Below are 21,952 nucleotides of genomic sequence, written 5' to 3'. Positions count from 1 at the left end.
GCTGCCATGCTCCATACTCTGAGCCATTCACCGTGGCAATGTGATATCGACGCGTTACTGAGTATGCTGCGCGAAGGTGATGACCTGCTGCTGATTCAGGATGGCGTACTTGCCGCACTGGAAGGCAGTCGTTTCGTTGAAATGCTCACGAATGCCCCCATAACTGTCTCTGCGCTGAAGGACGATCTGGATGCGCGGGGTCTTTCTGGTCAAATTTCAGCCAAAATTGACGTGGTTGGCTATACTGATTTCGTCAATCTTACTGTGAAGCATGCCAGTCAAATGAACTGGTGATTTGAGATCGCTGTATATTTCTTGACACCTTTTCGACGTAGCCCTAAAATTTCGCGTCCTCATATTGTATGAGGTCGATTTATTACGTGTTTACGAAGCAAAAGCTAAAACCAGGAGCTATTTAATGGCAACAGTTAACCAGCTGGTACGCAAACCACGTGCACGCAAAGTTGCGAAAAGCAACGTGCCTGCGCTGGAAGCCTGCCCGCAGAAACGTGGCGTATGTACTCGTGTATATACCACCACTCCTAAAAACCAAACTCCGCACTGCGTAAAGTATGCCGTGTGCGTTTGACTAACGGTTTCGAAGTGACTTCCTACATCGGTGGTGAAGGTCACAACCTGCAGGAGCACTCCGTGATCCTGATCCGTGGCGGTCGTGTTAAAGACCTTCCGGGTGTTCGTTACCACACCGTTCGTGGTGCGCTGGACTGCTCAGGTGTTAAAGACCGTAAGCAGGCTCGCTCCAAGTACGGCGTGAAGCGTCCTAAGGCTTAATGGTTCTCCGTTAAGTAAGGCCAAACTGATTTATCTTAATGTCACACTAAACTCTTTGAGTTTTGGACAATCCTGAATTAACAACGGAGTATTCCCATGCCACGTCGTCGCGTCATTGGTCAGCGTAAAATTCTTCCAGATCCGAAATTCGGATCAGAACTGCTGGCAAAATTTGTAAATATCCTGATGGTAGATGGTAAAAAATCTACTGCAGAAGCAATCGTATACAGCGCGCTTGAGACCCTGGCTCAGCGTTCTGGTAAAAATGAACTGGAAGCTTTCGAAGTCGCTCTCGACAACGTTCGCCCGACTGTAGAAGTTAAGTCCCGCCGCGTTGGTGGTTCTACTTATCAGGTTCCAGTTGAAGTTCGTCCGGTTCGTCGTAATGCTCTGGCAATGCGTTGGATCGTTGAAGCTGCTCGTAAACGCGGTGATAAATCCATGGCTCTGCGTCTGGCGAACGAACTTTCTGATGCTGCAGACAACAAAGGTACTGCAGTTAAGAAACGTGAAGACGTTCACCGTATGGCAGAAGCCAACAAGGCGTTCGCACACTACCGTTGGTAATCCCTTCGGAGTATTAGTCACCAGGCGGGCGCTTCAGAGAAGCCGCCCGCTCTGGGTAACTTAACTGAACGCCTAAAGATATAACGAGGAATCAAATGGCTCGTACAACACCCATCGCACGCTACCGTAACATCGGTATCAGTGCGCACATCGACGCCGGTAAAACCACTACTACCGAACGTATTCTGTTCTACACCGGTGTAAACCATAAAATCGGTGAAGTTCATGACGGCGCAGCCACCATGGACTGGATGGAACAGGAGCAGGAGCGTGGTATTACTATCACCTCCGCAGCGACTACTGCATTCTGGTCAGGTATGGCTAAGCAGTACGAACCGCATCGCGTAAACATCATCGACACCCCAGGGCACGTTGACTTCACCATCGAAGTAGAACGTTCCATGCGTGTTCTTGACGGCGCGGTAATGGTTTATTGCGCAGTTGGTGGTGTTCAGCCACAGTCTGAAACCGTATGGCGTCAGGCGAACAAATATAAAGTTCCACGCATCGCGTTCGTTAACAAAATGGACCGTATGGGTGCTAACTTCCTGAAAGTTGTTGGCCAGATCAAAACCCGTCTGGGCGCGAACCCTGTTCCGCTGCAGCTGGCAATTGGTGCTGAAGAAGGCTTCACCGGCGTTATCGACCTGGTGAAAATGAAAGCCATCAACTGGAACGATGCAGACCAGGGCGTTACCTTCGAATACGAAGATATCCCAGCTGCAATGCAGGACCTGGCTGACGAATGGCACCAGAACCTGATCGAATCCGCTGCTGAAGCTTCTGAAGAGCTGATGGAGAAATACCTGGGTGGTGAAGAACTGACTGAAGAAGAGATCAAAAAAGCTCTGCGTCAGCGCGTTCTGAACAACGAAATCATCCTGGTAACCTGTGGTTCTGCGTTCAAGAACAAAGGTGTTCAGGCGATGCTGGATGCGGTAGTTGACTACCTGCCATCCCCGGTTGACGTTCCTGCGATCAACGGCATCCTGGACGACGGTAAAGATACTCCGGCTGAGCGTCACGCAAGCGACGAAGAGCCATTCTCTGCACTGGCGTTCAAAATTGCTACCGACCCATTCGTGGGTAACCTGACCTTCTTCCGCGTTTACTCTGGTGTGGTTAACTCCGGTGACACCATCCTGAACTCCGTGAAAGCGGCGCGTGAACGTTTTGGCCGTATCGTACAGATGCACGCTAACAAACGTGAAGAAATCAAAGAAGTTCGTGCGGGCGACATCGCTGCAGCTATCGGTCTGAAAGACGTGACCACTGGTGACACCCTGTGTGACCCAGATCACCCAATCATTCTGGAGCGTATGGAATTCCCTGAGCCGGTAATCTCCATCGCAGTTGAACCAAAAACCAAAGCTGACCAGGAAAAAATGGGTCTGGCTCTGGGCCGTCTGGCGAAAGAAGATCCATCATTCCGCGTATGGACTGATGAAGAATCTAACCAGACCATCATCGCTGGTATGGGTGAACTGCACCTGGACATCATCGTTGACCGTATGAAGCGTGAATTCAACGTTGAAGCGAACGTGGGTAAACCTCAGGTTGCTTACCGCGAAGCGATTCGCGCGAAAGTTACCGATGTTGAAGGTAAACACGCTAAGCAGTCTGGTGGTCGCGGTCAGTACGGTCACGTTGTGATCGACATGTACCCACTGGAGCCGGGCTCTAACCCTAAAGGTTACGAGTTCATCAACGACATCAAAGGTGGTGTAATTCCTGGTGAATACATCCCAGCCGTTGATAAAGGCATCCAGGAACAGCTGAAAGCGGGCCCTCTGGCTGGCTATCCGGTTGTTGACATGGGTATCCGTCTGCACTTCGGTTCTTACCACGACGTTGACTCCTCTGAACTGGCGTTTAAACTGGCTGCGTCTATTGCCTTTAAAGAAGGCTTTAAGAAAGCAAAACCAGTTCTGCTTGAGCCAATCATGAAGGTTGAAGTAGAAACTCCTGAAGAGAACACCGGTGACGTTATCGGTGACTTGAGCCGTCGTCGCGGTATGCTGCGTGGTCAGGAATCCGAAGTAACTGGCGTTAAGATCCACGCTGAAGTTCCACTGTCTGAAATGTTCGGATATGCAACTCAGCTGCGTTCTCTGACCAAAGGTCGTGCATCATACACCATGGAATTCCTGAAGTATGATGATGCGCCTAACAACGTTGCTCAGGCCGTTATTGAAGCCCGTGGTAAGTAATCCACAGGATTAAAACCTAAGTCCCGTGCTCTCTCCAAAGGGGAGAGCACTATAGTAAGGAATATAGCCGTGTCTAAAGAAAAATTTGAACGTACAAAACCGCACGTCAACGTTGGTACTATCGGCCACGTTGACCATGGTAAAACTACCCTGACCGCTGCAATCACTACCGTTCTGGCTAAAACCTACGGTGGTTCTGCTCGTGCATTCGACCAGATCGATAACGCACCAGAAGAAAAAGCTCGTGGTATCACCATCAACACCTCCCACGTTGAGTACGACACCCCGACTCGCCACTACGCACACGTAGACTGCCCGGGCCACGCCGACTATGTTAAAAACATGATCACCGGTGCTGCGCAGATGGACGGCGCGATCCTGGTTGTTGCTGCGACTGACGGCCCAATGCCTCAGACTCGTGAGCACATCCTGCTGGGTCGTCAGGTAGGCGTTCCTTACATCATCGTGTTCCTGAACAAGTGCGACATGGTTGATGACGAAGAGCTGCTGGAACTGGTAGAGATGGAAGTTCGTGAACTGCTGTCTCAGTACGATTTCCCAGGCGACGATACCCCAATCGTTCGTGGTTCTGCTCTGAAAGCGCTGGAAGGCGACGCAGAGTGGGAAGCGAAAATCATCGAACTGGCTGGCTTCCTGGATTCTTACATCCCAGAACCAGAGCGTGCGATTGACAAGCCATTCCTGCTGCCAATCGAAGACGTATTCTCCATCTCCGGTCGTGGTACCGTTGTTACCGGTCGTGTAGAGCGCGGTATCATCAAAGTTGGTGAAGAAGTTGAAATCGTTGGTATCAAAGAGACTGCGAAGTCTACCTGTACTGGCGTTGAAATGTTCCGCAAACTGCTGGACGAAGGCCGTGCTGGTGAGAACGTTGGTGTTCTGCTGCGTGGTATCAAACGTGAAGAAATCGAACGTGGTCAGGTTCTGGCGAAGCCAGGCTCAATCAAGCCACACACCAAGTTCGAATCTGAAGTGTACATTCTGTCCAAAGACGAAGGCGGCCGTCATACTCCGTTCTTCAAAGGCTACCGTCCACAGTTCTACTTCCGTACTACTGACGTGACCGGTACCATCGAACTGCCAGAAGGCGTAGAGATGGTAATGCCAGGCGACAACATCAAGATGGTTGTGACTCTGATCCACCCAATCGCGATGGACGACGGTCTGCGTTTCGCAATCCGTGAAGGCGGCCGTACCGTTGGCGCGGGCGTGGTTGCTAAAGTTCTGGGCTAATTAATTATCCCCGAATAAAAAAGGACGCTTCGGCGTCCTTTTTTGTTTTCTGCCACTCAAGCACTGTCACAAAATTTCGCATTTTTTGCCTGCTCCCGCCCCGTATTGTGGCGTTTGTGCTATTGTAATCATAACCATTCTCACTTACACTTTGCGCATAATTTGAACGGGAGTCTCTATGTACGTTTGTTTATGTAATGGTGTAAGCGACAAGAAAATACGTCAGGCCGTTCGCCAGTTTCAGCCTCAGTCATTTCAGCAGCTACGCAAATTTGTTCCGGTGGGAAATCAATGTGGTAAATGTGTACGTGCTGCGCGAGAGATCATGCAGGACGAATTGATGCAGATCCCGGAATACAAAGAGATCGCGTAAGCGCCCATCTTTTTTTTGACATCCCTGTAGCCCGATCTACGCTTCAATGAGTGGAAGCGGAGGGACTATATAATGAAAGGTGATGTTAAAATCATAAGTTATCTCAATAAATTATTGGGAAATGAGCTTGTCGCAATCAACCAGTACTTTCTTCACGCGAGAATGTTTAAAAACTGGGGACTTAAACGTCTAAACGACGTTGAGTACCATGAATCTATTGATGAGATGAAACACGCTGATAAATATATCGAGCGTATTTTATTCCTTGAAGGCATTCCAAACCTGCAGGATCTCGGAAAGCTGGGCATCGGAGAAGATGTCGAAGAGATGCTGCGTTCTGACCTCAGGCTCGAACTTGAAGGCGCCAAAGATCTCCGTGAAGCTATTGCCTATGCGGATAGTGTCCATGATTACGTCAGCCGCGACATGATGATCCAGATCCTGGCCGACGAAGAGGGTCATATTGACTGGCTGGAAACTGAGCTGGATCTCATCGCTAAGATTGGCCTGCAAAACTACCTTCAGTCGCAGATTAAAGTGGAAGAGTAACCAGCGTCTTCCAGCCAACGCATAAACCCGCAGCTGCCAGAAATGGCCCAAAAGGCAGCGGGTTTTTTATTGCCTCTTTATCAGAGGTGAGTAATGAAAAAACAAGAATGCTAAGTAATGCCATAAGCGCAGCGAGTAATGCCAGGGTTGGCAGCACGCACCAACCATGCCAGGCGCCAAGCGCAGACAGGTATTTAACATCGCCATATCCCATCCCTTCACGCCGGCAGATAAATCGATAGCCCCAGTAAATAACGGCAAAGCCAAAATATCCTGCCATTGCCCCCATCACCGCACTCGCCAAAAAATCAGGATGGATACAAAGCTGAAAGAGCAGGCCTACCCATAGCAGCGGACAGAGAAATTTATCGGGAAGCAGTCCGTAGCGAATATCAGCATGAACAAGAAAGGCAGTCAGCGAAGAATAGATCAGCAAAAAGGTGAGGGTGGTTAACATCGAAAAGGCCTCAAAGGGGTTTGAGCGCATACTCGTTGTAACCTGCTTAACCGGCAATACACAAAAGCAGCAATTGCGTAGCGGGTCCAGACAAAGATTCGACAAGGAATACATTGCATAAAAAGTTGCGCGCCCTTACGCAAGCTGCGTCTTTGGCGCTTAATTTCTAAACGACACTTGCGTCTTGCCCAGATTTACGTATAATGCGCGGGCTTGTCGTAATTGACGGCGGGTTCAATCAGAACCAGAGTAGCTCATTTTGTTACTCAACAATGCTCCCAATTGGGGAGCTACGTAAGAACGGTTACACTCTCCCATCAATCGTAATGGGTTTGAGGAGTAATCATTTTCGTTTATAAAATAATTGGAGCTCTGGTCTCATGCAGAACCAAAGAATCCGTATCCGCCTTAAAGCGTTTGATCATCGTCTGATCGATCAATCAACCGCGGAAATCGTCGAGACTGCTAAGCGCACTGGTGCGCAAGTCCGTGGTCCGATCCCGCTGCCGACCCGCAAAGAGCGCTTCACCGTTCTGATCTCCCCGCACGTTAACAAAGACGCGCGTGATCAGTACGAAATCCGCACTCACAAGCGTCTGGTTGACATCGTTGAGCCAACTGAGAAAACCGTTGATGCTCTGATGCGTCTGGATCTGGCTGCCGGTGTAGACGTGCAGATCAGCCTGGGTTAATCAGGTCATCGAGCGATTGAGAGGTTGAAACAATGATTGGTTTAGTCGGTAAAAAAGTGGGTATGACCCGCATCTTCACTGAAGATGGCGTTTCTATCCCAGTAACCGTAATCGAAGTTGAAGCAAACCGCGTTACTCAGGTTAAAGATCTGGCTAACGATGGCTACCGCGCTATTCAGGTTACCACTGGTGCTAAAAAAGCTAACCGTGTAACCAAACCAGAAGCGGGTCACTTCGCTAAAGCTGGCGTAGAAGCTGGCCGTGGTCTGTGGGAATTCCGTCTTGCTGAAGGCGAAGAGTTCACCGTAGGTCAGGACATTAGCGTTGAGCTGTTTGCTGACGTTAAAAAAGTTGACGTAACCGGTACCTCTAAAGGTAAAGGTTTTGCTGGTACCGTTAAGCGCTGGAACTTCCGTACCCAGGACGCTACCCACGGTAACTCCTTGTCTCACCGCGTTCCGGGTTCTATCGGTCAGAACCAGACTCCGGGCAAAGTGTTCAAAGGCAAGAAAATGGCAGGTCAGCTGGGTAACGAACGTGTAACCGTTCAGAGCCTGGACGTAGTACGTGTTGACGCTGAGCGCAACCTGCTGCTGGTTAAAGGTGCAGTTCCGGGTGCAACCGGTAGCGACCTGATCGTTAAACCAGCTGTGAAGGCGTAAGGGGATAGCAATGGAATTAGTATTGAAAGACGCGCAGAGCGCGCTGACTGTTTCCGAAACTACCTTCGGTCGTGATTTCAACGAAGCGCTGGTTCACCAGGTTGTTGTTGCTTATGCAGCTGGTGCTCGTCAGGGTACTCGTGCTCAGAAGACTCGTGCTGAAGTAACTGGTTCCGGCAAAAAGCCATGGCGCCAGAAAGGTACCGGCCGTGCGCGTTCAGGTTCTATCAAGAGCCCGATCTGGCGTTCAGGTGGCGTGACCTTCGCTGCGCGTCCACAGGACCACAGTCAAAAAGTTAACAAAAAGATGTACCGCGGCGCGCTGAAAAGCATCCTGTCCGAACTGGTACGTCAGGATCGTCTGATCGTTGTCGAGAAGTTCTCTGTAGAAGCGCCTAAAACTAAGCTGCTGGCACAGAAACTGAAAGACATGGCTCTGGAAGATGTGCTGATCATCACCGGTGAGCTGGACGAGAACCTGTTCCTGGCCGCACGTAACCTGCACAAGGTTGACGTACGCGATGCGACTGGTATCGACCCGGTTAGCCTGATCGCCTTCGACAAAGTCGTAATGACTGCTGATGCTGTTAAGCAAGTTGAGGAGATGCTGGCATGATTCGTGAAGAACGTCTGCTGAAGGTGCTTCGCGCACCGCACGTTTCTGAAAAAGCGTCTACTGCGATGGAAAAAACAAACACCATCGTTCTCAAAGTTGCTAAAGACGCGACCAAAGCAGAGATCAAAGCTGCTGTGCAGAAACTGTTTGAAGTCGAAGTCGAAGTCGTTAACACCCTGGTAGTTAAAGGGAAAGTTAAACGTCACGGACAGCGTATCGGTCGTCGTAGCGACTGGAAAAAAGCTTACGTCACCCTGAAAGAAGGCCAGAATCTGGACTTCGTTGGCGGCGCTGAGTAAGTCGGAGGAGTAATACAATGGCAGTTGTTAAATGTAAACCGACATCTCCGGGTCGTCGCCACGTAGTTAAAGTGGTTAACCCTGAGCTGCACAAGGGCAAACCTTTTGCTCCGTTGCTGGAAAAAAACAGCAAATCCGGTGGTCGTAACAACAATGGCCGTATCACCACTCGTCACATCGGTGGTGGCCACAAGCAGGCTTATCGTATTGTTGACTTCAAACGCAACAAAGACGGTATCCCAGCAGTTGTTGAACGTCTTGAGTACGATCCGAACCGTTCCGCGAACATCGCGCTGGTTCTGTACAAAGACGGCGAACGCCGTTACATCCTGGCCCCTAAAGGCCTGAAAGCTGGCGACCAGATTCAGTCTGGCGTTGATGCTGCAATCAAAGCAGGTAACACCCTGCCGATGCGCAATATCCCGGTTGGTTCTACCGTTCATAACGTAGAAATGAAACCAGGTAAAGGCGGTCAGCTGGCACGTTCCGCTGGTACTTACGTTCAGATCGTTGCTCGTGATGGTGCTTATGTCACCCTGCGTCTGCGTTCTGGTGAAATGCGTAAAGTCGAAGCAGACTGCCGTGCAACCCTGGGCGAAGTTGGCAATGCTGAGCATATGCTGCGCGTTCTGGGTAAAGCAGGTGCTGCACGCTGGCGTGGTGTTCGTCCTACCGTTCGCGGTACTGCGATGAACCCAGTCGACCACCCACATGGTGGTGGTGAAGGTCGTAACTTTGGTAAGCACCCGGTAACTCCGTGGGGCGTTCAGACCAAAGGTAAGAAGACCCGCAGCAACAAGCGTACTGATAAATTTATCGTACGTCGCCGTAGCAAATAATTTTAGAGGATAAGCCATGCCACGTTCTCTCAAGAAAGGTCCTTTTATTGACCTGCACTTGCTGAAGAAGGTAGAGAAAGCGGTGGAAAGCGGAGACAAGAAGCCCCTGCGCACTTGGTCCCGTCGTTCAACGATCTTTCCTAACATGATCGGTTTGACCATCGCTGTCCATAATGGTCGTCAGCACGTTCCAGTCTTTGTTACCGACGAAATGGTTGGTCACAAACTGGGTGAATTCGCACCGACTCGTACTTATCGCGGCCACGCTGCTGATAAAAAAGCGAAGAAGAAATAAGGTAGGAGGAAGAGATGGAAACTTTAGCTCAACATCGCCATGCTCGTTCTTCTGCACAGAAGGTTCGCCTTGTTGCTGACCTGATTCGCGGTAAGAAAGTGTCGCAGGCCCTGGACATCCTGACCTATACCAACAAGAAAGCTGCGGTATTGGTCAAGAAAGTACTGGAATCTGCCATTGCTAACGCTGAACACAACGATGGCGCTGACATCGACGATCTGAAAGTCGCGAAAATTTTCGTAGATGAAGGCCCAAGCATGAAGCGCATTATGCCGCGTGCGAAAGGTCGTGCAGATCGCATCCTGAAGCGCACCAGCCACATTACTGTGGTTGTGTCCGATCGCTGAGACTCTGGAGACTAGCAATGGGTCAGAAAGTACATCCTAATGGTATTCGCCTGGGTATTGTAAAACCATGGAACTCTACCTGGTTTGCGAACACCAAAGAATTCGCTGACAACCTGGACAGCGATTTTAAAGTACGTCAGTACCTGACTAAGGAACTGGCTAAAGCGTCTGTATCTCGTATCGTTATCGAGCGTCCAGCTAAGAGCATCCGTGTGACTATCCACACTGCTCGTCCTGGCATCGTTATCGGTAAGAAAGGCGAAGACGTAGAAAAACTGCGCAAGGTCGTAGCGGATATCGCTGGCGTTCCTGCACAGATCAATATCGCTGAAGTTCGTAAGCCTGAACTGGACGCTAAATTGGTTGCTGACAGCATCACTTCACAGCTGGAACGTCGTGTTATGTTCCGTCGTGCTATGAAGCGTGCTGTACAGAACGCAATGCGTCTGGGCGCTAAAGGTATCAAAGTTGAAGTTAGCGGCCGTCTGGGCGGCGCGGAAATCGCACGTACCGAATGGTACCGTGAAGGTCGCGTACCGCTGCACACTCTGCGTGCTGACATCGACTACAACACCTCTGAAGCGCACACCACTTACGGTGTAATCGGCGTTAAGGTATGGATCTTCAAAGGTGAGATCCTGGGTGGTATGGCTGCTGTTGAACAACCGGAAAAACCGGCTGCTCAACCTAAAAAGCAGCAGCGTAAAGGCCGTAAATAAGGAGCGTCGCTGATGTTACAACCAAAGCGTACAAAATTCCGTAAAGTGCACAAAGGCCGCAACCGTGGTCTGGCGCAGGGTACGGATGTTAGCTTCGGCACTTTCGGTCTGAAAGCTGTTGGCCGTGGTCGTCTGACTGCACGTCAGATCGAAGCAGCACGTCGTGCAATGACCCGTGCAGTTAAGCGTCAAGGTAAAATTTGGATCCGTGTATTCCCGGACAAACCAATTACCGAGAAGCCGCTGGAAGTTCGTATGGGTAAAGGTAAAGGTAACGTGGAGTACTGGGTTGCCTTGATCCAACCGGGCAAAGTCCTGTATGAAATGGACGGTGTTCCGGAAGAGCTGGCCCGTGAAGCCTTCGGCCTGGCAGCAGCGAAACTGCCTATCAAAACCACCTTTGTAACTAAGACGGTGATGTAATGAAAGCAAAAGAGCTGCGTGAAAAAAGCGTTGAAGAGCTGAACGCTGAGCTGCTGAACCTGCTGCGTGAGCAGTTCAACCTGCGTATGCAGGCTGCAAGTGGCCAGCTGCAACAGACTCACCTGCTGAAGCAAGTGCGTCGCAATGTTGCACGCGTTAAGACTTTACTGACTCAGAAGGCGGGTGCGTAATGACCGATAAAATCCGTACTCTGCAAGGTCGTGTTGTTAGCGACAAAATGGAGAAATCCATTGTTGTAGCTATCGAACGTATTGTGAAACACCCGATCTACGGTAAATTCATCAAGCGTACGACCAAACTGCACGTACATGACGAGAACAACGAATGTGGTATCGGCGACAAGGTTGAAATCCGTGAATGCCGTCCACTGTCCAAGACTAAGTCCTGGACGCTGGTTCGCGTTGTAGAGAAAGCGGTTCTGTAATACAGTACGCATTCTCAATACGAATAAACGGCTCAGCGATGAGCCGTTTATTTTTTCTACCCATATTGCAGAAGCGGTGTTATAATGCCGCGCCCTCGATATGGGGCTTTTTAACGGCTCTGATTTTAGAGTCTCAGGTAGTAGTTGACATTAGCGGAGCACTAAAATGATCCAAGAACAGACTATGCTGAACGTCGCCGACAACTCCGGTGCACGTCGCGTAATGTGTATCAAGGTTCTGGGTGGCTCGCACCGTCGCTACGCAGGCGTAGGCGACATCATCAAGATCACCATCAAGGAAGCAATTCCACGTGGTAAGGTCAAAAAAGGTGATGTGCTGAAGGCGGTAGTGGTGCGCACCAAGAAGGGTGTTCGTCGCCCTGACGGTTCTGTCATTCGCTTCGATGGTAATGCATGCGTTATTTTAAACAATAACAGCGAGCAGCCTATCGGCACGCGTATCTTTGGGCCGGTAACTCGTGAACTTCGTACTGAGAAGTTCATGAAAATTATCTCTCTGGCACCAGAAGTACTCTAAGGAGCGAATCATGGCAGCGAAAATCCGTCGTGATGACGAAGTTATCGTGTTAACCGGTAAAGATAAAGGTAAACGCGGTAAAGTAAAAAATGTTCTGTCTTCCGGCAAACTCGTCGTTGAAGGTATCAACCTGGTTAAGAAACATCAGAAGCCGGTTCCGGCCCTGAACCAACCAGGCGGCATCGTTGAAAAAGAAGCTGCTATTCAGGTTTCTAACGTTGCAATCTTCAATGCGGCTACCGGCAAGGCTGACCGTGTAGGCTTTAGATTCGAAGACGGTAAAAAAGTCCGTTTCTTCAAGTCTAACAGCGAAACTATCAAGTAATTTGGAGTAGTACGATGGCGAAACTGCATGATTACTACAAAGACGAAGTAGTTAAAAAACTCATGACTGAGTTTAACTACAATTCTGTCATGCAAGTCCCTCGGGTCGAGAAGATCACCCTGAACATGGGTGTTGGTGAAGCGATCGCTGACAAGAAACTGCTGGATAACGCAGCAGCTGACCTGACAGCAATCTCCGGTCAAAAACCGCTGATCACCAAAGCACGCAAATCTGTTGCAGGCTTCAAAATCCGTCAGGGCTATCCGATCGGCTGTAAAGTAACTCTGCGTGGCGAACGCATGTGGGAGTTCTTTGAGCGCCTGATCACTATTGCTGTTCCACGTATCCGTGACTTCCGTGGCTTGTCCGCTAAGTCTTTCGACGGTCGTGGTAACTACAGCATGGGTGTCCGTGAGCAGATCATCTTCCCAGAAATCGACTACGATAAAGTCGACCGCGTGCGTGGTTTGGATATTACCATTACCACTACTGCGAAATCTGACGAAGAAGGCCGTGCTCTGCTGGCTGCCTTTGACTTCCCGTTCCGCAAGTAAGGTAGGGTTACTGAATGGCTAAGCAATCAATGAAAGCACGCGAAGTAAAGCGCGTAGCTTTAGCTGATAAATTCTTCGCTAAACGCGCTGAACTGAAAGCGATCATTTCTGATGTGAACGCTTCCGACGAAGATCGTTGGAATGCGGTTCTCAAGCTGCAGTCTCTGCCGCGTGATTCCAGCCCGTCTCGTCAGCGTAACCGCTGTCGTCAAACAGGTCGTCCACATGGTTATGTGGGCAAGTTTGGGTTGAGCCGTATCAAACTGCGTGAAGCCGCCATGCGCGGTGAAGTACCAGGCTTGAAAAAGGCTAGCTGGTAATTACCAATTGAATCACGGGAGTAAAGACAGATGAGCATGCAAGATCCGATCGCGGATATGCTGACCCGTATCCGTAACGGTCAGGCCGCGAACAAAGTTGCGGTCACCATGCCTTCCGCCAAGCTGAAAGTGGCAATTGCCAACGTGCTGAAGGAAGAAGGTTTTATCGAAGATTTTAAAGTTGAAGGCGACACCAAGCCGGAACTGGAACTTACTCTCAAGTATTTCCAGGGTAAAGCTGTTGTAGAAAGCATTCAGCGTGTCAGCCGCCCAGGCCTGCGCATCTATAAGAAAAAAGATGAGCTGCCAAAAGTTATGGCTGGTCTTGGTATCGCAGTTGTTTCTACCTCTAAAGGTGTTATGACTGATCGTGCAGCGCGCCAGGCTGGTCTTGGTGGCGAAATTATCTGCTACGTAGCCTAATCGGAGGAAAGAATGTCTCGTGTTGCTAAAGCACCGGTCGTTATTCCTGCCGGCGTTGATGTAAAAATCGACGGTCAGGTTATTACGATCAAAGGTAAAAACGGCGAGCTGACTCGTACCCTCAACAAAGCTGTTGAAGTTAAACATGCAGATAACGCTCTGACCTTCGGTCCACGTGATGGTTTCGTGGATGGATGGGCTCAGGCTGGTACCGCGCGTGCCCTGCTGAACTCAATGGTTGTTGGTGTTACCGAAGGCTTCACTAAAAAGCTTCAGCTGGTTGGTGTAGGTTATCGTGCAGCTATCAAAGGGAATGCAGTAGGCCTGTCTCTGGGCTTCTCACACCCTGTTGAGCATCCGCTGCCGGCCGGTATCACTGCAGAATGTCCGACTCAAACTGAAATCGTGCTGAAAGGCGCTGATAAACAGCTGATCGGTCAGGTTGCAGCAGATCTGCGCGCCTACCGTCGTCCTGAGCCTTACAAAGGCAAGGGTGTTCGTTACGCCGACGAAGTCGTGCGTACCAAAGAGGCTAAGAAGAAGTAAGGTAACACTATGGATAAGAAATCTGCTCGTATCCGTCGTGCGACCCGCGCACGCCGCAAGCTCAAAGAGCTGGGTGCAACTCGCCTGGTGGTACATCGTACCCCGCGTCATATTTACGCACAGGTAATTGCACCGAACGGTTCTGAAGTTCTGGTAGCTGCTTCTACTGTAGAAAAAGCTATTGCAGAACAATTGAAGTACACCGGTAACAAAGACGCCGCTGCAGCTGTAGGTAAAGCTGTTGCTGAACGCGCTCTGGAAAAAGGCATCAGCAATGTTTCCTTTGACCGTTCCGGGTTCCAATATCATGGTCGTGTCCAGGCACTGGCAGATGCTGCCCGTGAAGCTGGCCTTCAGTTCTAAGGTAGAGGTGTAAGATGGCTCACATCGAAAAACAGGCTGGCGAACTGCAGGAAAAGCTGATCGCGGTAAACCGCGTATCTAAAACCGTTAAAGGTGGTCGTATTTTCTCCTTCACAGCTCTGACTGTAGTGGGTGATGGTAATGGTCGCGTTGGTTTTGGTTACGGTAAAGCGCGTGAAGTTCCAGCAGCGATCCAGAAAGCGATGGAAAAAGCCCGTCGCAACATGATTAACGTCGCGCTGAACAACGGCACCCTGCAGCACCCAGTTAAAGGTGTTCACACGGGGTCTCGTGTATTCATGCAGCCAGCTTCAGAAGGTACCGGTATCATCGCCGGTGGTGCAATGCGCGCCGTTCTGGAAGTTGCTGGGGTTCATAACGTACTGGCTAAAGCATATGGTTCCACCAACCCGATCAACGTGGTTCGTGCAACTATTGATGGCCTGGAAAATATGAATTCTCCAGAAATGGTCGCTGCCAAGCGTGGTAAATCCGTTGAAGAAATTCTGGGGTAATTGACCATGGCAAAGACTATTAAAATCACTCAAACCCGCAGTGCAATCGGTCGTCTGCCGAAACACAAGGCAACGCTGCTTGGCCTGGGTCTGCGTCGTATTGGTCATACCGTTGAGCGCGAGGATACTCCTGCTATTCGCGGTATGGTCAACGCGGTTTACTTCATGGTTAAAGTTGAGGAGTAAGAGATGCGTTTAAATACTCTGTCTCCGGCCGAAGGCTCTAAAAAGGCGGGTAAACGCCTGGGTCGTGGTATCGGTTCTGGCCTCGGCAAAACCGGTGGTCGTGGTCACAAAGGTCAGAACTCTCGTTCTGGCGGTGGCGTACGTCGCGGTTTCGAGGGTGGCCAGATGCCACTGTACCGTCGTCTGCCGAAGTTCGGCTTCACCTCTCGCAAAGCAGCGATCACAGCGGAAATCCGTCTGTCTGACCTGGCGAAAGTTGAAGGCGGCGTTGTAGACCTGAACACGCTGAAAGCAGCAAACATTATCGGTATCCAGATCGAGTTCGCGAAAGTGATCCTGGCTGGTGAAGTTTCTACTCCGGTAACTGTTCGTGGCCTGCGTGTTACTAAAGGTGCTCGTGCTGCTATCGAAGCTGCTGGCGGTAAAATTGAGGAATAAGTAGCAGATGGCTAAGCAACCGGGATTAGATTTTCAAAGTGCCAAAGGTGGATTTGGCGAGCTGAAACGCAGACTGCTGTTTGTTATCGGCGCGCTGATTGTGTTCCGTATTGGCTCTTTTATTCCGATCCCTGGTATCGATGCCGCTGTACTTGCCAAACTGCTTGAGCAACAGCGAGGCACCATCATTGAAATGTTCAACATGTTCTCTGGTGGTGCTCTCAGCCGTGCTTCTATCTTCGCTCTGGGTATTATGCCGTACATTTCGGCATCTATTATTATCCAGCTGCTGACGGTCGTTCATCCGGCCCTGGCAGAGTTGAAGAAAGAAGGGGAGTCTGGACGTCGTAAGATTAGTCAGTACACCCGTTACGGTACTCTGGTGCTGGCAATATTCCAGTCGATCGGTATTGCTACCGGTCTTCCGAATATGCCTGGTATGCAGGGCCTGGTATTAAACCCAGGCTTTGCATTCTATTTCACCGCTGTTGTTAGTCTGGTCACAGGGACAATGTTCCTGATGTGGCTCGGCGAACAGATTACTGAACGTGGTATCGGTAACGGTATCTCGATCATTATCTTCGCCGGTATTGTTGCGGGCCTCCCGCCAGCCATCGCCCATACTATCGAGCAAGCGCGTCAAGGCGACCTGCACTTCCTCCTGTTGCTGTTGGTTGCAGTATTAGTATTTGCAGTGACGTTCTTTGTTGTCTTCGTTGAACGTGGTCAACGCCGCATTGTGGTGAACTACGCTAAACGTCAGCAAGGTCGTCGTGTCTATGCTGCACAGAGCACACATTTACCGCTGAAAGTGAATATGGCAGGGGTAATCCCGGCGATCTTCGCTTCCAGTATTATTCTGTTCCCGGCGACCATCGCGTCATGGTTCGGGGGCGGGACTGGTTGGAACTGGCTGACAACAATTTCGCTGTATTTGCAGCCTGGGCAACCACTTTATGTGTTACTCTATGCGTCTGCGATCATCTTCTTCTGTTTCTTCTACACGGCGTTGGTCTTCAACCCGCGTGAAACAGCAGATAACCTGAAGAAGTCCGGTGCATTTGTACCAGGAATTCGTCCGGGAGAGCAAACGGCGAAGTATATCGATAAAGTAATGACTCGTCTGACTTTGGTTGGTGCGCTTTATATTACTTTTATCTGCCTGATCCCGGAGTTCATGCGTGATGCAATGAAAGTACCGTTCTACTTCGGTGGGACCTCACTGCTTATCGTTGTTGTCGTGATTATGGACTTTATGGCTCAAGTGCAAACTCTGATGATGTCGAGTCAGTATGAGTCTGCATTGAAGAAGGCGAACCTGAAAGGCTACGGCCGCTAATTGGTCGCCTGAGAAGTTACGGAGAGTAAAAATGAAAGTTCGTGCTTCCGTCAAGAAATTATGCCGTAACTGCAAAATCGTTAAGCGTGATGGTGTCATCCGCGTGATTTGCAGTGCCGAGCCGAAGCATAAACAGCGCCAAGGCTGATTATTTCGCATATTTTTCTTGCAAAGTTGGGTTGAGCTGGCTAGATTAGCCAGCCAATCTTTTGTATGTCTGTACGTTTCCATTTGAGTATCCTGAAAACGGGCTTTTCAGCATGGTGCGTACATATTAAATAGTAGGAGTGCATAGTGGCCCGTATAGCAGGCATTAACATTCCTGATCAGAAACATGCTGTGATCGCATTAACTTCGATCTACGGCGTCGGCAAGACCCGTTCTAAAGCCATTCTGGCTGCAGCGGGTATCGCTGAAGATGTTAAGATCAGTGAGCTGTCTGAAGAACAAATCGACACGCTGCGTGACGAAGTTGCCAAATTTGTCGTTGAAGGTGATCTGCGCCGTGAAATCAGCATGAGCATCAAGCGCCTGATGGATCTTGGTTGCTATCGCGGTTTGCGTCATCGTCGTGGTCTGCCAGTGCGCGGTCAGCGTACTAAGACCAACGCACGTACCCGTAAGGGTCCGCGCAAACCGATCAAGAAATAATCGGGGTGATTGAATAATGGCAAAGGCACCAGTTCGTGCACGTAAACGTGTAAGAAAACAAGTCTCTGACGGCGTGGCTCATATCCATGCTTCTTTCAACAACACCATCGTTACTATTACTGATCGTCAGGGTAACGCATTGGGTTGGGCAACAGCCGGTGGTTCCGGTTTCCGTGGTTCTCGCAAATCCACTCCGTTCGCAGCTCAGGTTGCAGCAGAGCGTTGCGCTGAAGCCGTAAAAGAATACGGCATCAAGAATCTGGAAGTTATGGTTAAAGGTCCGGGTCCGGGTCGTGAATCTACTGTTCGCGCTCTGAACGCCGCTGGTTTCCGCATCACGAATATTACTGATGTGACTCCGATCCCTCATAACGGTTGTCGTCCGCCGAAAAAACGTCGCGTATAACGCTCGTTTTTTAGGTTAGTTGGAGATAGAAAATGGCAAGATATTTGGGTCCTAAGCTCAAGCTGAGCCGTCGTGAGGGCACCGACTTATTCCTTAAGTCTGGCGTTCGCGCGATCGATACCAAGTGTAAAATTGAACAAGCTCCTGGCCAGCACGGTGCGCGTAAACCGCGTCTGTCTGACTATGGTGTGCAGTTGCGTGAAAAGCAAAAAGTTCGCCGTATGTACGGTGTGCTGGAGCGTCAGTTCCGTAACTACTATAAAGAAGCAGCACGTCTGAAAGGCAACACGGGTGAAAACCTGCTGGCTCTGCTGGAAGGTCGTCTGGACAACGTTGTATACCGTATGGGCTTCGGCGCTACTCGTGCTGAATCACGTCAGCTGGTTAGCCACAAAGCAATCATGGTAAACGGTCGTGTTGTTAACATCGCTTCTTATCAGGTTAAAGCGAATGACGTTGTTAGCATTCGTGAGAAAGCGAAAAAGCAATCTCGCGTGAAGGCCGCTCTGGAGCTGGCTGAGCAGCGTGAAAAGCCAACCTGGCTGGAAGTTGATGCTGGCAAGATGGAAGGTACGTTCAAGCGTCAGCCAGAACGTTCTGATCTGTCTGCGGACATTAACGAACACCTGATCGTCGAGCTTTACTCCAAGTAAAGCTTAGTACCAAAGAGAGGACACAATGCAGGGTTCTGTGACAGAGTTTCTAAAACCGCGCCTGGTAGATATCGAGCAAGTGAGTTCGACGCACGCCAAGGTGACCCTTGAGCCTTTAGAGCGTGGCTTTGGCCATACTCTGGGTAACGCACTGCGCCGTATTCTGCTCTCATCGATGCCGGGTTGCGCGGTGACCGAGGTTGAGATTGATGGTGTACTTCATGAGTACAGCACCAAAGAAGGCGTTCAGGAAGATATCCTTGAAATCCTGCTCAACCTGAAAGGGCTGGCGGTGAGAGTTCAGGGTAAAGATGAAGTTATTCTTACTCTGAATAAATCTGGCATTGGCCCTGTGACTGCAGCCGACATCACCCACGACGGTGATGTTGAAATCGTCAAGCCGCAGCACGTGATCTGCCACCTGACCGATGAGAACGCAGCGATTAGCATGCGTATCAAAGTTCAGCGCGGTCGTGGTTATGTGCCGGCTTCTGCCCGAATTCATTCGGAAGAAGATGAGCGCCCAATCGGCCGTCTGCTGGTCGACGCATGCTACAGCCCTGTAGAGCGTATTGCCTACAATGTTGAAGCAGCGCGTGTAGAACAGCGTACCGACCTGGACAAGCTGGTCATCGAAATGGAAACCAACGGCACAATCGATCCTGAAGAGGCGATTCGTCGTGCGGCAACCATCCTGGCAGAACAACTGGAAGCTTTCGTTGACTTACGTGATGTACGTCAGCCGGAAGTGAAAGAAGAGAAACCAGAATTCGATCCGATCCTGCTGCGCCCTGTTGACGATCTCGAATTGACTGTCCGCTCTGCTAACTGCCTCAAGGCAGAAGCTATCCACTATATCGGTGATCTGGTACAGCGTACCGAGGTTGAGTTGCTGAAAACGCCGAACCTGGGTAAAAAATCTCTTACTGAGATTAAAGACGTGCTGGCTTCACGTGGTTTGTCTCTGGGCATGCGCCTGGAAAACTGGCCACCAGCTAGTATTGCTGACGAGTAACCGGATCACAGGTTAAGGTTTTACTGAGAAGGATAAGGTCATGCGCCATCGTAAGAGTGGTCGTCAACTGAACCGCAACAGCAGCCATCGCCAGGCTATGTTCCGCAACATGGCAGGTTCACTGGTTCGTCATGAGATCATCAAGACGACCCTGCCTAAAGCGAAAGAGCTGCGTCGCGTAGTTGAGCCGCTGATTACTCTTGCCAAGACTGACAGCGTTGCTAATCGTCGTCTGGCATTCGCCCGTACTCGTGATAACGAGATCGTGGCAAAACTGTTTAACGAACTGGGCCCGCGTTTCGCGAGCCGTGCCGGTGGTTACACTCGCATTCTGAAGTGTGGCTTCCGTGCAGGCGACAACGCGCCGATGGCTTACATCGAGCTGGTTGATCGTTCAGAGAAAGCAGAAGCTGCTGCAGAGTAATCTGCAGTAACGTAAAAAAACCCGCCTCGGCGGGTTTTTTTATATCCGGTAGATCCCCAACTTCTCTACAATGTTTGTATCAAATCTGTTCTTTCTCTGGAGCTGATAATGTGGTTGCTCGATCAGTGGGCAGAACGCCATATTCGCGATGCCCAAAAAAAAGGTGAATTTGATGATCTTCCAGGAAGTGGCGCTCCCCTTGTGCTGGAAGACGATTCGCACATCGCGCCAGAATTACGTGCAGGATACCGATTACTGAAAAATGCAGGTTGTCTTCCTCCTGAACTCGAACAGCGCAGGGAGGCGGTTGAGCTTGCTGATCTACTCAGAGGTATCCGTCAGGACGATCCTCGACATTCTGAACTTTCCCGTCGGCTCGCCCTGATTGAACTCAAGCTTCGCCAGGCTGGAATGAATACTGACTTTCTGCGCGGTGAATACGGCGAAAGATTGATGCATAAAATAAACGAGGAATAGTTATGTACCGTATCGGTGAACTTGCAAAGCTCGCGAACGTAACGCCGGATACCATCCGATACTATGAAAAGCAGCAGATGATTGATCATGAAGTACGCACTGAAGGCGGTTTTCGCCTTTATACCGATAACGATCTACAACGTCTGCGCTTTATTCGTTATGCGCGTCAGCTTGGTTTCACACTGGATTCGATCCGCGAGTTATTATCGATCCGTATTGATCCGGAACATCATACCTGCCAGGAGTCGAAGAGTATTGTTCAGGCCCGCCTGGATGAGGTTGAAGCGCGCATTCAGGAGTTGCAGACTATGCAGCGTTCTTTACAAAGGCTGAATGACGCCTGCTGTGGTACGGCGCACAGCAGTATCTATTGTTCAATTCTGGAAGCCCTTGAACAGGGGGCCAGTGGAGAAATGGAGGGCAGTTGATTTTTTGTCCGCCCGGGTCTAGACTTCCGTCGACATAAACCATGCTCAGGAGAAATGATGAGCCGCTATCAGCATACGAAGGGACAAATTAAAGATAACGCTATTGAAGCTTTACTACATGACCCGCTCTTCAGACAGCGCGTCGAGAAAAGTAAAAAAGGGAAAGGTAGTTATCTGCGTAAAGACAAGCATGCAAAACGGGGTAACTGGGAGGCCAGTGGCAAACAAGCGGATCGCTTTTTTACCACTGGCCTTCTTGCTTTTAGTTTCTGATCAAGAGCGATTATTCTGCTCTTTTAACAGATCGCGAATTTCTGCCAGCAATACTTCTTCTTTTGTTGGTGCTGGTGCTGCTGCAGGCTCTTCTTTTTTACGATTTAACTTGTTGATAAGCTTTATGGCCATAAAAATGGCAAACGCCACAATCACGAAGTCGAATATGTTCTGAATGAACACACCGTAATGCATTACGACCGCCGGGACATCGCCCTGCGCATCCCGGAGCGTGACGGCAAATTGTTTGAAATCAATGCCCCCGATTAATAACCCCAACGGTGGCATGATAATGTCGGCAACTAATGATGAGACGATCTTACCGAACGCCGCACCAATAATGACACCCACTGCCAAATCCACCACATTCCCGCGCATCGCAAATTCGCGAAACTCTTTAATAAAACTCATTATGCTCTCCTTGTGCCAGCTGACGATTATAAGTTTAACAAATGATTAGCTATTTGCCATTGGGGATAAATAATCGTTATGAAAAATAAAAGGCATGTTAAATAGAGGGATTATGTTCAGGTGCTCTT

At 50.0% G+C, this 21,952-nt stretch carries 39 protein-coding genes and 1 pseudogene; 38 read left to right on the top strand and 2 right to left on the bottom strand.

All coding sequences use genetic code 11. From position 1 onward, the window contains the following. Positions 1-6: 6 nt before the first annotated feature. The 7 genes and pseudogenes from tusB (at position 7) to bfr (ending at position 5,745) form a co-directional block, all read left to right on the top strand. Complete coding sequence (gene tusB / locus ACLHV8_RS20465; protein ID WP_208594554.1) at positions 7-294, top strand: sulfurtransferase complex subunit TusB; 288 nt, start codon at positions 7-9, stop codon at positions 292-294. 124 nt (positions 295-418) lie between these two features. After that, positions 419-792: pseudogene (gene rpsL / locus ACLHV8_RS20460) on the top strand (30S ribosomal protein S12). A 96-nt stretch (positions 793-888) separates the two neighbouring features. Next, complete coding sequence (gene rpsG / locus ACLHV8_RS20455; protein WP_004106370.1) at positions 889-1,359, top strand: 30S ribosomal protein S7; 471 nt, start codon at positions 889-891, stop codon at positions 1,357-1,359. A gap of 95 nt (positions 1,360-1,454) precedes the next feature. Next, the gene (fusA, locus tag ACLHV8_RS20450) at positions 1,455-3,569 is read left to right on the top strand and encodes an elongation factor G (RefSeq protein WP_028017992.1); all 2,115 of its coding nucleotides are present in this window, start codon (positions 1,455-1,457) and stop codon (positions 3,567-3,569) included. A gap of 69 nt (positions 3,570-3,638) precedes the next feature. Then, positions 3,639-4,823, top strand: coding sequence for an elongation factor Tu (tuf, locus tag ACLHV8_RS20445; protein WP_014830236.1), 1,185 nt, complete (start codon positions 3,639-3,641; stop codon positions 4,821-4,823). Between the two features lie 178 nt (positions 4,824-5,001). Further along, positions 5,002-5,196, top strand: a complete 195-nt coding sequence (bfd, locus tag ACLHV8_RS20440) for a bacterioferritin-associated ferredoxin (protein ID WP_008503493.1) — start codon at positions 5,002-5,004, stop codon at positions 5,194-5,196. Between the two features lie 72 nt (positions 5,197-5,268). Beyond that, a complete protein-coding gene (bfr, locus tag ACLHV8_RS20435) occupies positions 5,269-5,745 on the top strand; it encodes a bacterioferritin (protein ID WP_008503492.1) in 477 nt (158 codons plus the stop codon). On the opposite strand, the gene ACLHV8_RS20430 is transcribed toward bfr, so the two are convergent. Beyond that, a complete protein-coding gene (locus ACLHV8_RS20430; RefSeq protein WP_049006574.1) occupies positions 5,729-6,202 on the bottom strand; it encodes a prepilin peptidase in 474 nt (157 codons plus the stop codon). The two genes, bfr and ACLHV8_RS20430, sit on opposite strands and share 17 nt — an antisense overlap. 380 nt (positions 6,203-6,582) lie before the next feature. Between ACLHV8_RS20430 and rpsJ the strand changes: the two genes are divergently transcribed. The 31 genes from rpsJ to ACLHV8_RS20275 all read left to right on the top strand — a co-directional run bounded on the left by rpsJ (position 6,583) and on the right by ACLHV8_RS20275 (position 21,413). Further along, positions 6,583-6,894 (top strand): 30S ribosomal protein S10, encoded by a 312-nt coding sequence (gene rpsJ / locus ACLHV8_RS20425; protein ID WP_001181005.1) that lies wholly within the window; start codon positions 6,583-6,585, stop codon positions 6,892-6,894. Positions 6,895-6,926: 32 nt separating this feature from the next. Next, on the top strand, positions 6,927-7,556 hold the full coding sequence (gene rplC / locus ACLHV8_RS20420; RefSeq protein ID WP_003863274.1) for a 50S ribosomal protein L3: 630 nt from the start codon (positions 6,927-6,929) through the stop codon (positions 7,554-7,556). Positions 7,557-7,566: 10 nt separating this feature from the next. Continuing rightward, entirely contained in the window at positions 7,567-8,172 is a 606-nt protein-coding gene (gene rplD / locus ACLHV8_RS20415; RefSeq protein ID WP_000424395.1) for a 50S ribosomal protein L4, read from the top strand. Next, entirely contained in the window at positions 8,169-8,471 is a 303-nt protein-coding gene (gene rplW / locus ACLHV8_RS20410; RefSeq protein ID WP_000617546.1) for a 50S ribosomal protein L23, read from the top strand. Before rplD ends, rplW begins: the two co-directional genes overlap by 4 nt. 17 nt (positions 8,472-8,488) lie before the next feature. Further along, a complete protein-coding gene (rplB, locus tag ACLHV8_RS20405) occupies positions 8,489-9,310 on the top strand; it encodes a 50S ribosomal protein L2 (protein WP_000301859.1) in 822 nt (273 codons plus the stop codon). A gap of 16 nt (positions 9,311-9,326) precedes the next feature. Continuing rightward, positions 9,327-9,605, top strand: a complete 279-nt coding sequence (gene rpsS / locus ACLHV8_RS20400) for a 30S ribosomal protein S19 (protein WP_001138117.1) — start codon at positions 9,327-9,329, stop codon at positions 9,603-9,605. A gap of 14 nt (positions 9,606-9,619) precedes the next feature. Next, positions 9,620-9,952 carry a 50S ribosomal protein L22 gene (gene rplV, locus ACLHV8_RS20395; protein WP_002919773.1) on the top strand — a complete coding sequence of 111 codons (333 nt, stop codon included), beginning with the start codon at positions 9,620-9,622 and terminating at the stop codon, positions 9,950-9,952. A gap of 17 nt (positions 9,953-9,969) precedes the next feature. Then, positions 9,970-10,671, top strand: a complete 702-nt coding sequence (gene rpsC / locus ACLHV8_RS20390; RefSeq protein WP_000529945.1) for a 30S ribosomal protein S3 — start codon at positions 9,970-9,972, stop codon at positions 10,669-10,671. A 12-nt stretch (positions 10,672-10,683) separates the two neighbouring features. Continuing rightward, positions 10,684-11,094: a 50S ribosomal protein L16 gene (gene rplP / locus ACLHV8_RS20385; protein WP_002919759.1), complete on the top strand. Its 411-nt coding sequence runs from the start codon at positions 10,684-10,686 to the stop codon at positions 11,092-11,094. Further along, the gene (rpmC, locus tag ACLHV8_RS20380; protein WP_003863282.1) at positions 11,094-11,285 is read left to right on the top strand and encodes a 50S ribosomal protein L29; all 192 of its coding nucleotides are present in this window, start codon (positions 11,094-11,096) and stop codon (positions 11,283-11,285) included. The genes rplP and rpmC overlap by 1 nt, the downstream gene beginning before the upstream one ends. Beyond that, a complete protein-coding gene (gene rpsQ / locus ACLHV8_RS20375; protein ID WP_008503489.1) occupies positions 11,285-11,539 on the top strand; it encodes a 30S ribosomal protein S17 in 255 nt (84 codons plus the stop codon). Before rpmC ends, rpsQ begins: the two co-directional genes overlap by 1 nt. 166 nt (positions 11,540-11,705) lie before the next feature. After that, positions 11,706-12,077: a 50S ribosomal protein L14 gene (rplN, locus tag ACLHV8_RS20370; protein ID WP_002919748.1), complete on the top strand. Its 372-nt coding sequence runs from the start codon at positions 11,706-11,708 to the stop codon at positions 12,075-12,077. Positions 12,078-12,087: 10 nt separating this feature from the next. After that, positions 12,088-12,402: a 50S ribosomal protein L24 gene (gene rplX / locus ACLHV8_RS20365; protein WP_003863287.1), complete on the top strand. Its 315-nt coding sequence runs from the start codon at positions 12,088-12,090 to the stop codon at positions 12,400-12,402. A gap of 14 nt (positions 12,403-12,416) precedes the next feature. Then, complete coding sequence (gene rplE / locus ACLHV8_RS20360; protein ID WP_001096202.1) at positions 12,417-12,956, top strand: 50S ribosomal protein L5; 540 nt, start codon at positions 12,417-12,419, stop codon at positions 12,954-12,956. Between the two features lie 14 nt (positions 12,957-12,970). Continuing rightward, positions 12,971-13,276: a 30S ribosomal protein S14 gene (gene rpsN, locus ACLHV8_RS20355; protein ID WP_003863291.1), complete on the top strand. Its 306-nt coding sequence runs from the start codon at positions 12,971-12,973 to the stop codon at positions 13,274-13,276. 30 nt (positions 13,277-13,306) lie between these two features. Beyond that, positions 13,307-13,699 carry a 30S ribosomal protein S8 gene (gene rpsH / locus ACLHV8_RS20350; RefSeq protein WP_006178918.1) on the top strand — a complete coding sequence of 131 codons (393 nt, stop codon included), beginning with the start codon at positions 13,307-13,309 and terminating at the stop codon, positions 13,697-13,699. A 12-nt stretch (positions 13,700-13,711) separates the two neighbouring features. Further along, complete coding sequence (gene rplF, locus ACLHV8_RS20345; protein ID WP_003863296.1) at positions 13,712-14,245, top strand: 50S ribosomal protein L6; 534 nt, start codon at positions 13,712-13,714, stop codon at positions 14,243-14,245. Between the two features lie 9 nt (positions 14,246-14,254). After that, positions 14,255-14,608, top strand: a complete 354-nt coding sequence (rplR, locus tag ACLHV8_RS20340; protein WP_013099023.1) for a 50S ribosomal protein L18 — start codon at positions 14,255-14,257, stop codon at positions 14,606-14,608. Between the two features lie 14 nt (positions 14,609-14,622). Continuing rightward, entirely contained in the window at positions 14,623-15,123 is a 501-nt protein-coding gene (gene rpsE, locus ACLHV8_RS20335) for a 30S ribosomal protein S5 (protein ID WP_003863299.1), read from the top strand. Between the two features lie 6 nt (positions 15,124-15,129). Then, positions 15,130-15,309 (top strand): 50S ribosomal protein L30, encoded by a 180-nt coding sequence (gene rpmD / locus ACLHV8_RS20330; RefSeq protein WP_208595246.1) that lies wholly within the window; start codon positions 15,130-15,132, stop codon positions 15,307-15,309. 3 nt (positions 15,310-15,312) lie between these two features. Continuing rightward, positions 15,313-15,747 carry a 50S ribosomal protein L15 gene (gene rplO / locus ACLHV8_RS20325; RefSeq protein ID WP_003863304.1) on the top strand — a complete coding sequence of 145 codons (435 nt, stop codon included), beginning with the start codon at positions 15,313-15,315 and terminating at the stop codon, positions 15,745-15,747. Between the two features lie 7 nt (positions 15,748-15,754). Next, positions 15,755-17,086, top strand: coding sequence for a preprotein translocase subunit SecY (secY, locus tag ACLHV8_RS20320; RefSeq protein ID WP_003863305.1), 1,332 nt, complete (start codon positions 15,755-15,757; stop codon positions 17,084-17,086). A 31-nt stretch (positions 17,087-17,117) separates the two neighbouring features. After that, positions 17,118-17,234, top strand: coding sequence for a 50S ribosomal protein L36 (gene rpmJ / locus ACLHV8_RS20315; RefSeq protein WP_000868187.1), 117 nt, complete (start codon positions 17,118-17,120; stop codon positions 17,232-17,234). A 146-nt stretch (positions 17,235-17,380) separates the two neighbouring features. Further along, the gene (rpsM, locus tag ACLHV8_RS20310; RefSeq protein WP_003863308.1) at positions 17,381-17,737 is read left to right on the top strand and encodes a 30S ribosomal protein S13; all 357 of its coding nucleotides are present in this window, start codon (positions 17,381-17,383) and stop codon (positions 17,735-17,737) included. A gap of 16 nt (positions 17,738-17,753) precedes the next feature. Next, positions 17,754-18,143 (top strand): 30S ribosomal protein S11, encoded by a 390-nt coding sequence (gene rpsK / locus ACLHV8_RS20305; protein ID WP_003863312.1) that lies wholly within the window; start codon positions 17,754-17,756, stop codon positions 18,141-18,143. 32 nt (positions 18,144-18,175) lie between these two features. Further along, the gene (gene rpsD, locus ACLHV8_RS20300) at positions 18,176-18,796 is read left to right on the top strand and encodes a 30S ribosomal protein S4 (protein ID WP_004868345.1); all 621 of its coding nucleotides are present in this window, start codon (positions 18,176-18,178) and stop codon (positions 18,794-18,796) included. A 25-nt stretch (positions 18,797-18,821) separates the two neighbouring features. After that, positions 18,822-19,811 carry a DNA-directed RNA polymerase subunit alpha gene (locus tag ACLHV8_RS20295; protein WP_002919219.1) on the top strand — a complete coding sequence of 330 codons (990 nt, stop codon included), beginning with the start codon at positions 18,822-18,824 and terminating at the stop codon, positions 19,809-19,811. Positions 19,812-19,851: 40 nt separating this feature from the next. Then, positions 19,852-20,235, top strand: a complete 384-nt coding sequence (rplQ, locus tag ACLHV8_RS20290) for a 50S ribosomal protein L17 (RefSeq protein WP_001216368.1) — start codon at positions 19,852-19,854, stop codon at positions 20,233-20,235. Between the two features lie 108 nt (positions 20,236-20,343). Further along, complete coding sequence (locus tag ACLHV8_RS20285) at positions 20,344-20,712, top strand: DUF1992 domain-containing protein (protein WP_049006555.1); 369 nt, start codon at positions 20,344-20,346, stop codon at positions 20,710-20,712. Positions 20,713-20,714: 2 nt separating this feature from the next. Next, the gene (zntR, locus tag ACLHV8_RS20280) at positions 20,715-21,140 is read left to right on the top strand and encodes a Zn(2+)-responsive transcriptional regulator (protein ID WP_028018489.1); all 426 of its coding nucleotides are present in this window, start codon (positions 20,715-20,717) and stop codon (positions 21,138-21,140) included. A 57-nt stretch (positions 21,141-21,197) separates the two neighbouring features. Next, positions 21,198-21,413 carry an alternative ribosome-rescue factor A gene (locus tag ACLHV8_RS20275; RefSeq protein WP_028018488.1) on the top strand — a complete coding sequence of 72 codons (216 nt, stop codon included), beginning with the start codon at positions 21,198-21,200 and terminating at the stop codon, positions 21,411-21,413. Here the strand turns inward: ACLHV8_RS20275 and mscL are convergent, their stop codons facing one another. Further along, positions 21,414-21,824: a large-conductance mechanosensitive channel protein MscL gene (gene mscL, locus ACLHV8_RS20270; protein WP_028018487.1), complete on the bottom strand. Its 411-nt coding sequence runs from the start codon at positions 21,822-21,824 to the stop codon at positions 21,414-21,416. It abuts the gene before it with no gap. Positions 21,825-21,952 lie beyond the last annotated feature (128 nt).

The sequence above is a fragment of the Enterobacter sp. CPE_E863 genome (assembly GCF_046521465.1).
GTDB classification, from domain to species: Bacteria; Pseudomonadota; Gammaproteobacteria; order Enterobacterales; family Enterobacteriaceae; genus Enterobacter; species Enterobacter adelaidei.
This window is presented reverse-complemented; position numbering and strand designations above follow the sequence as displayed.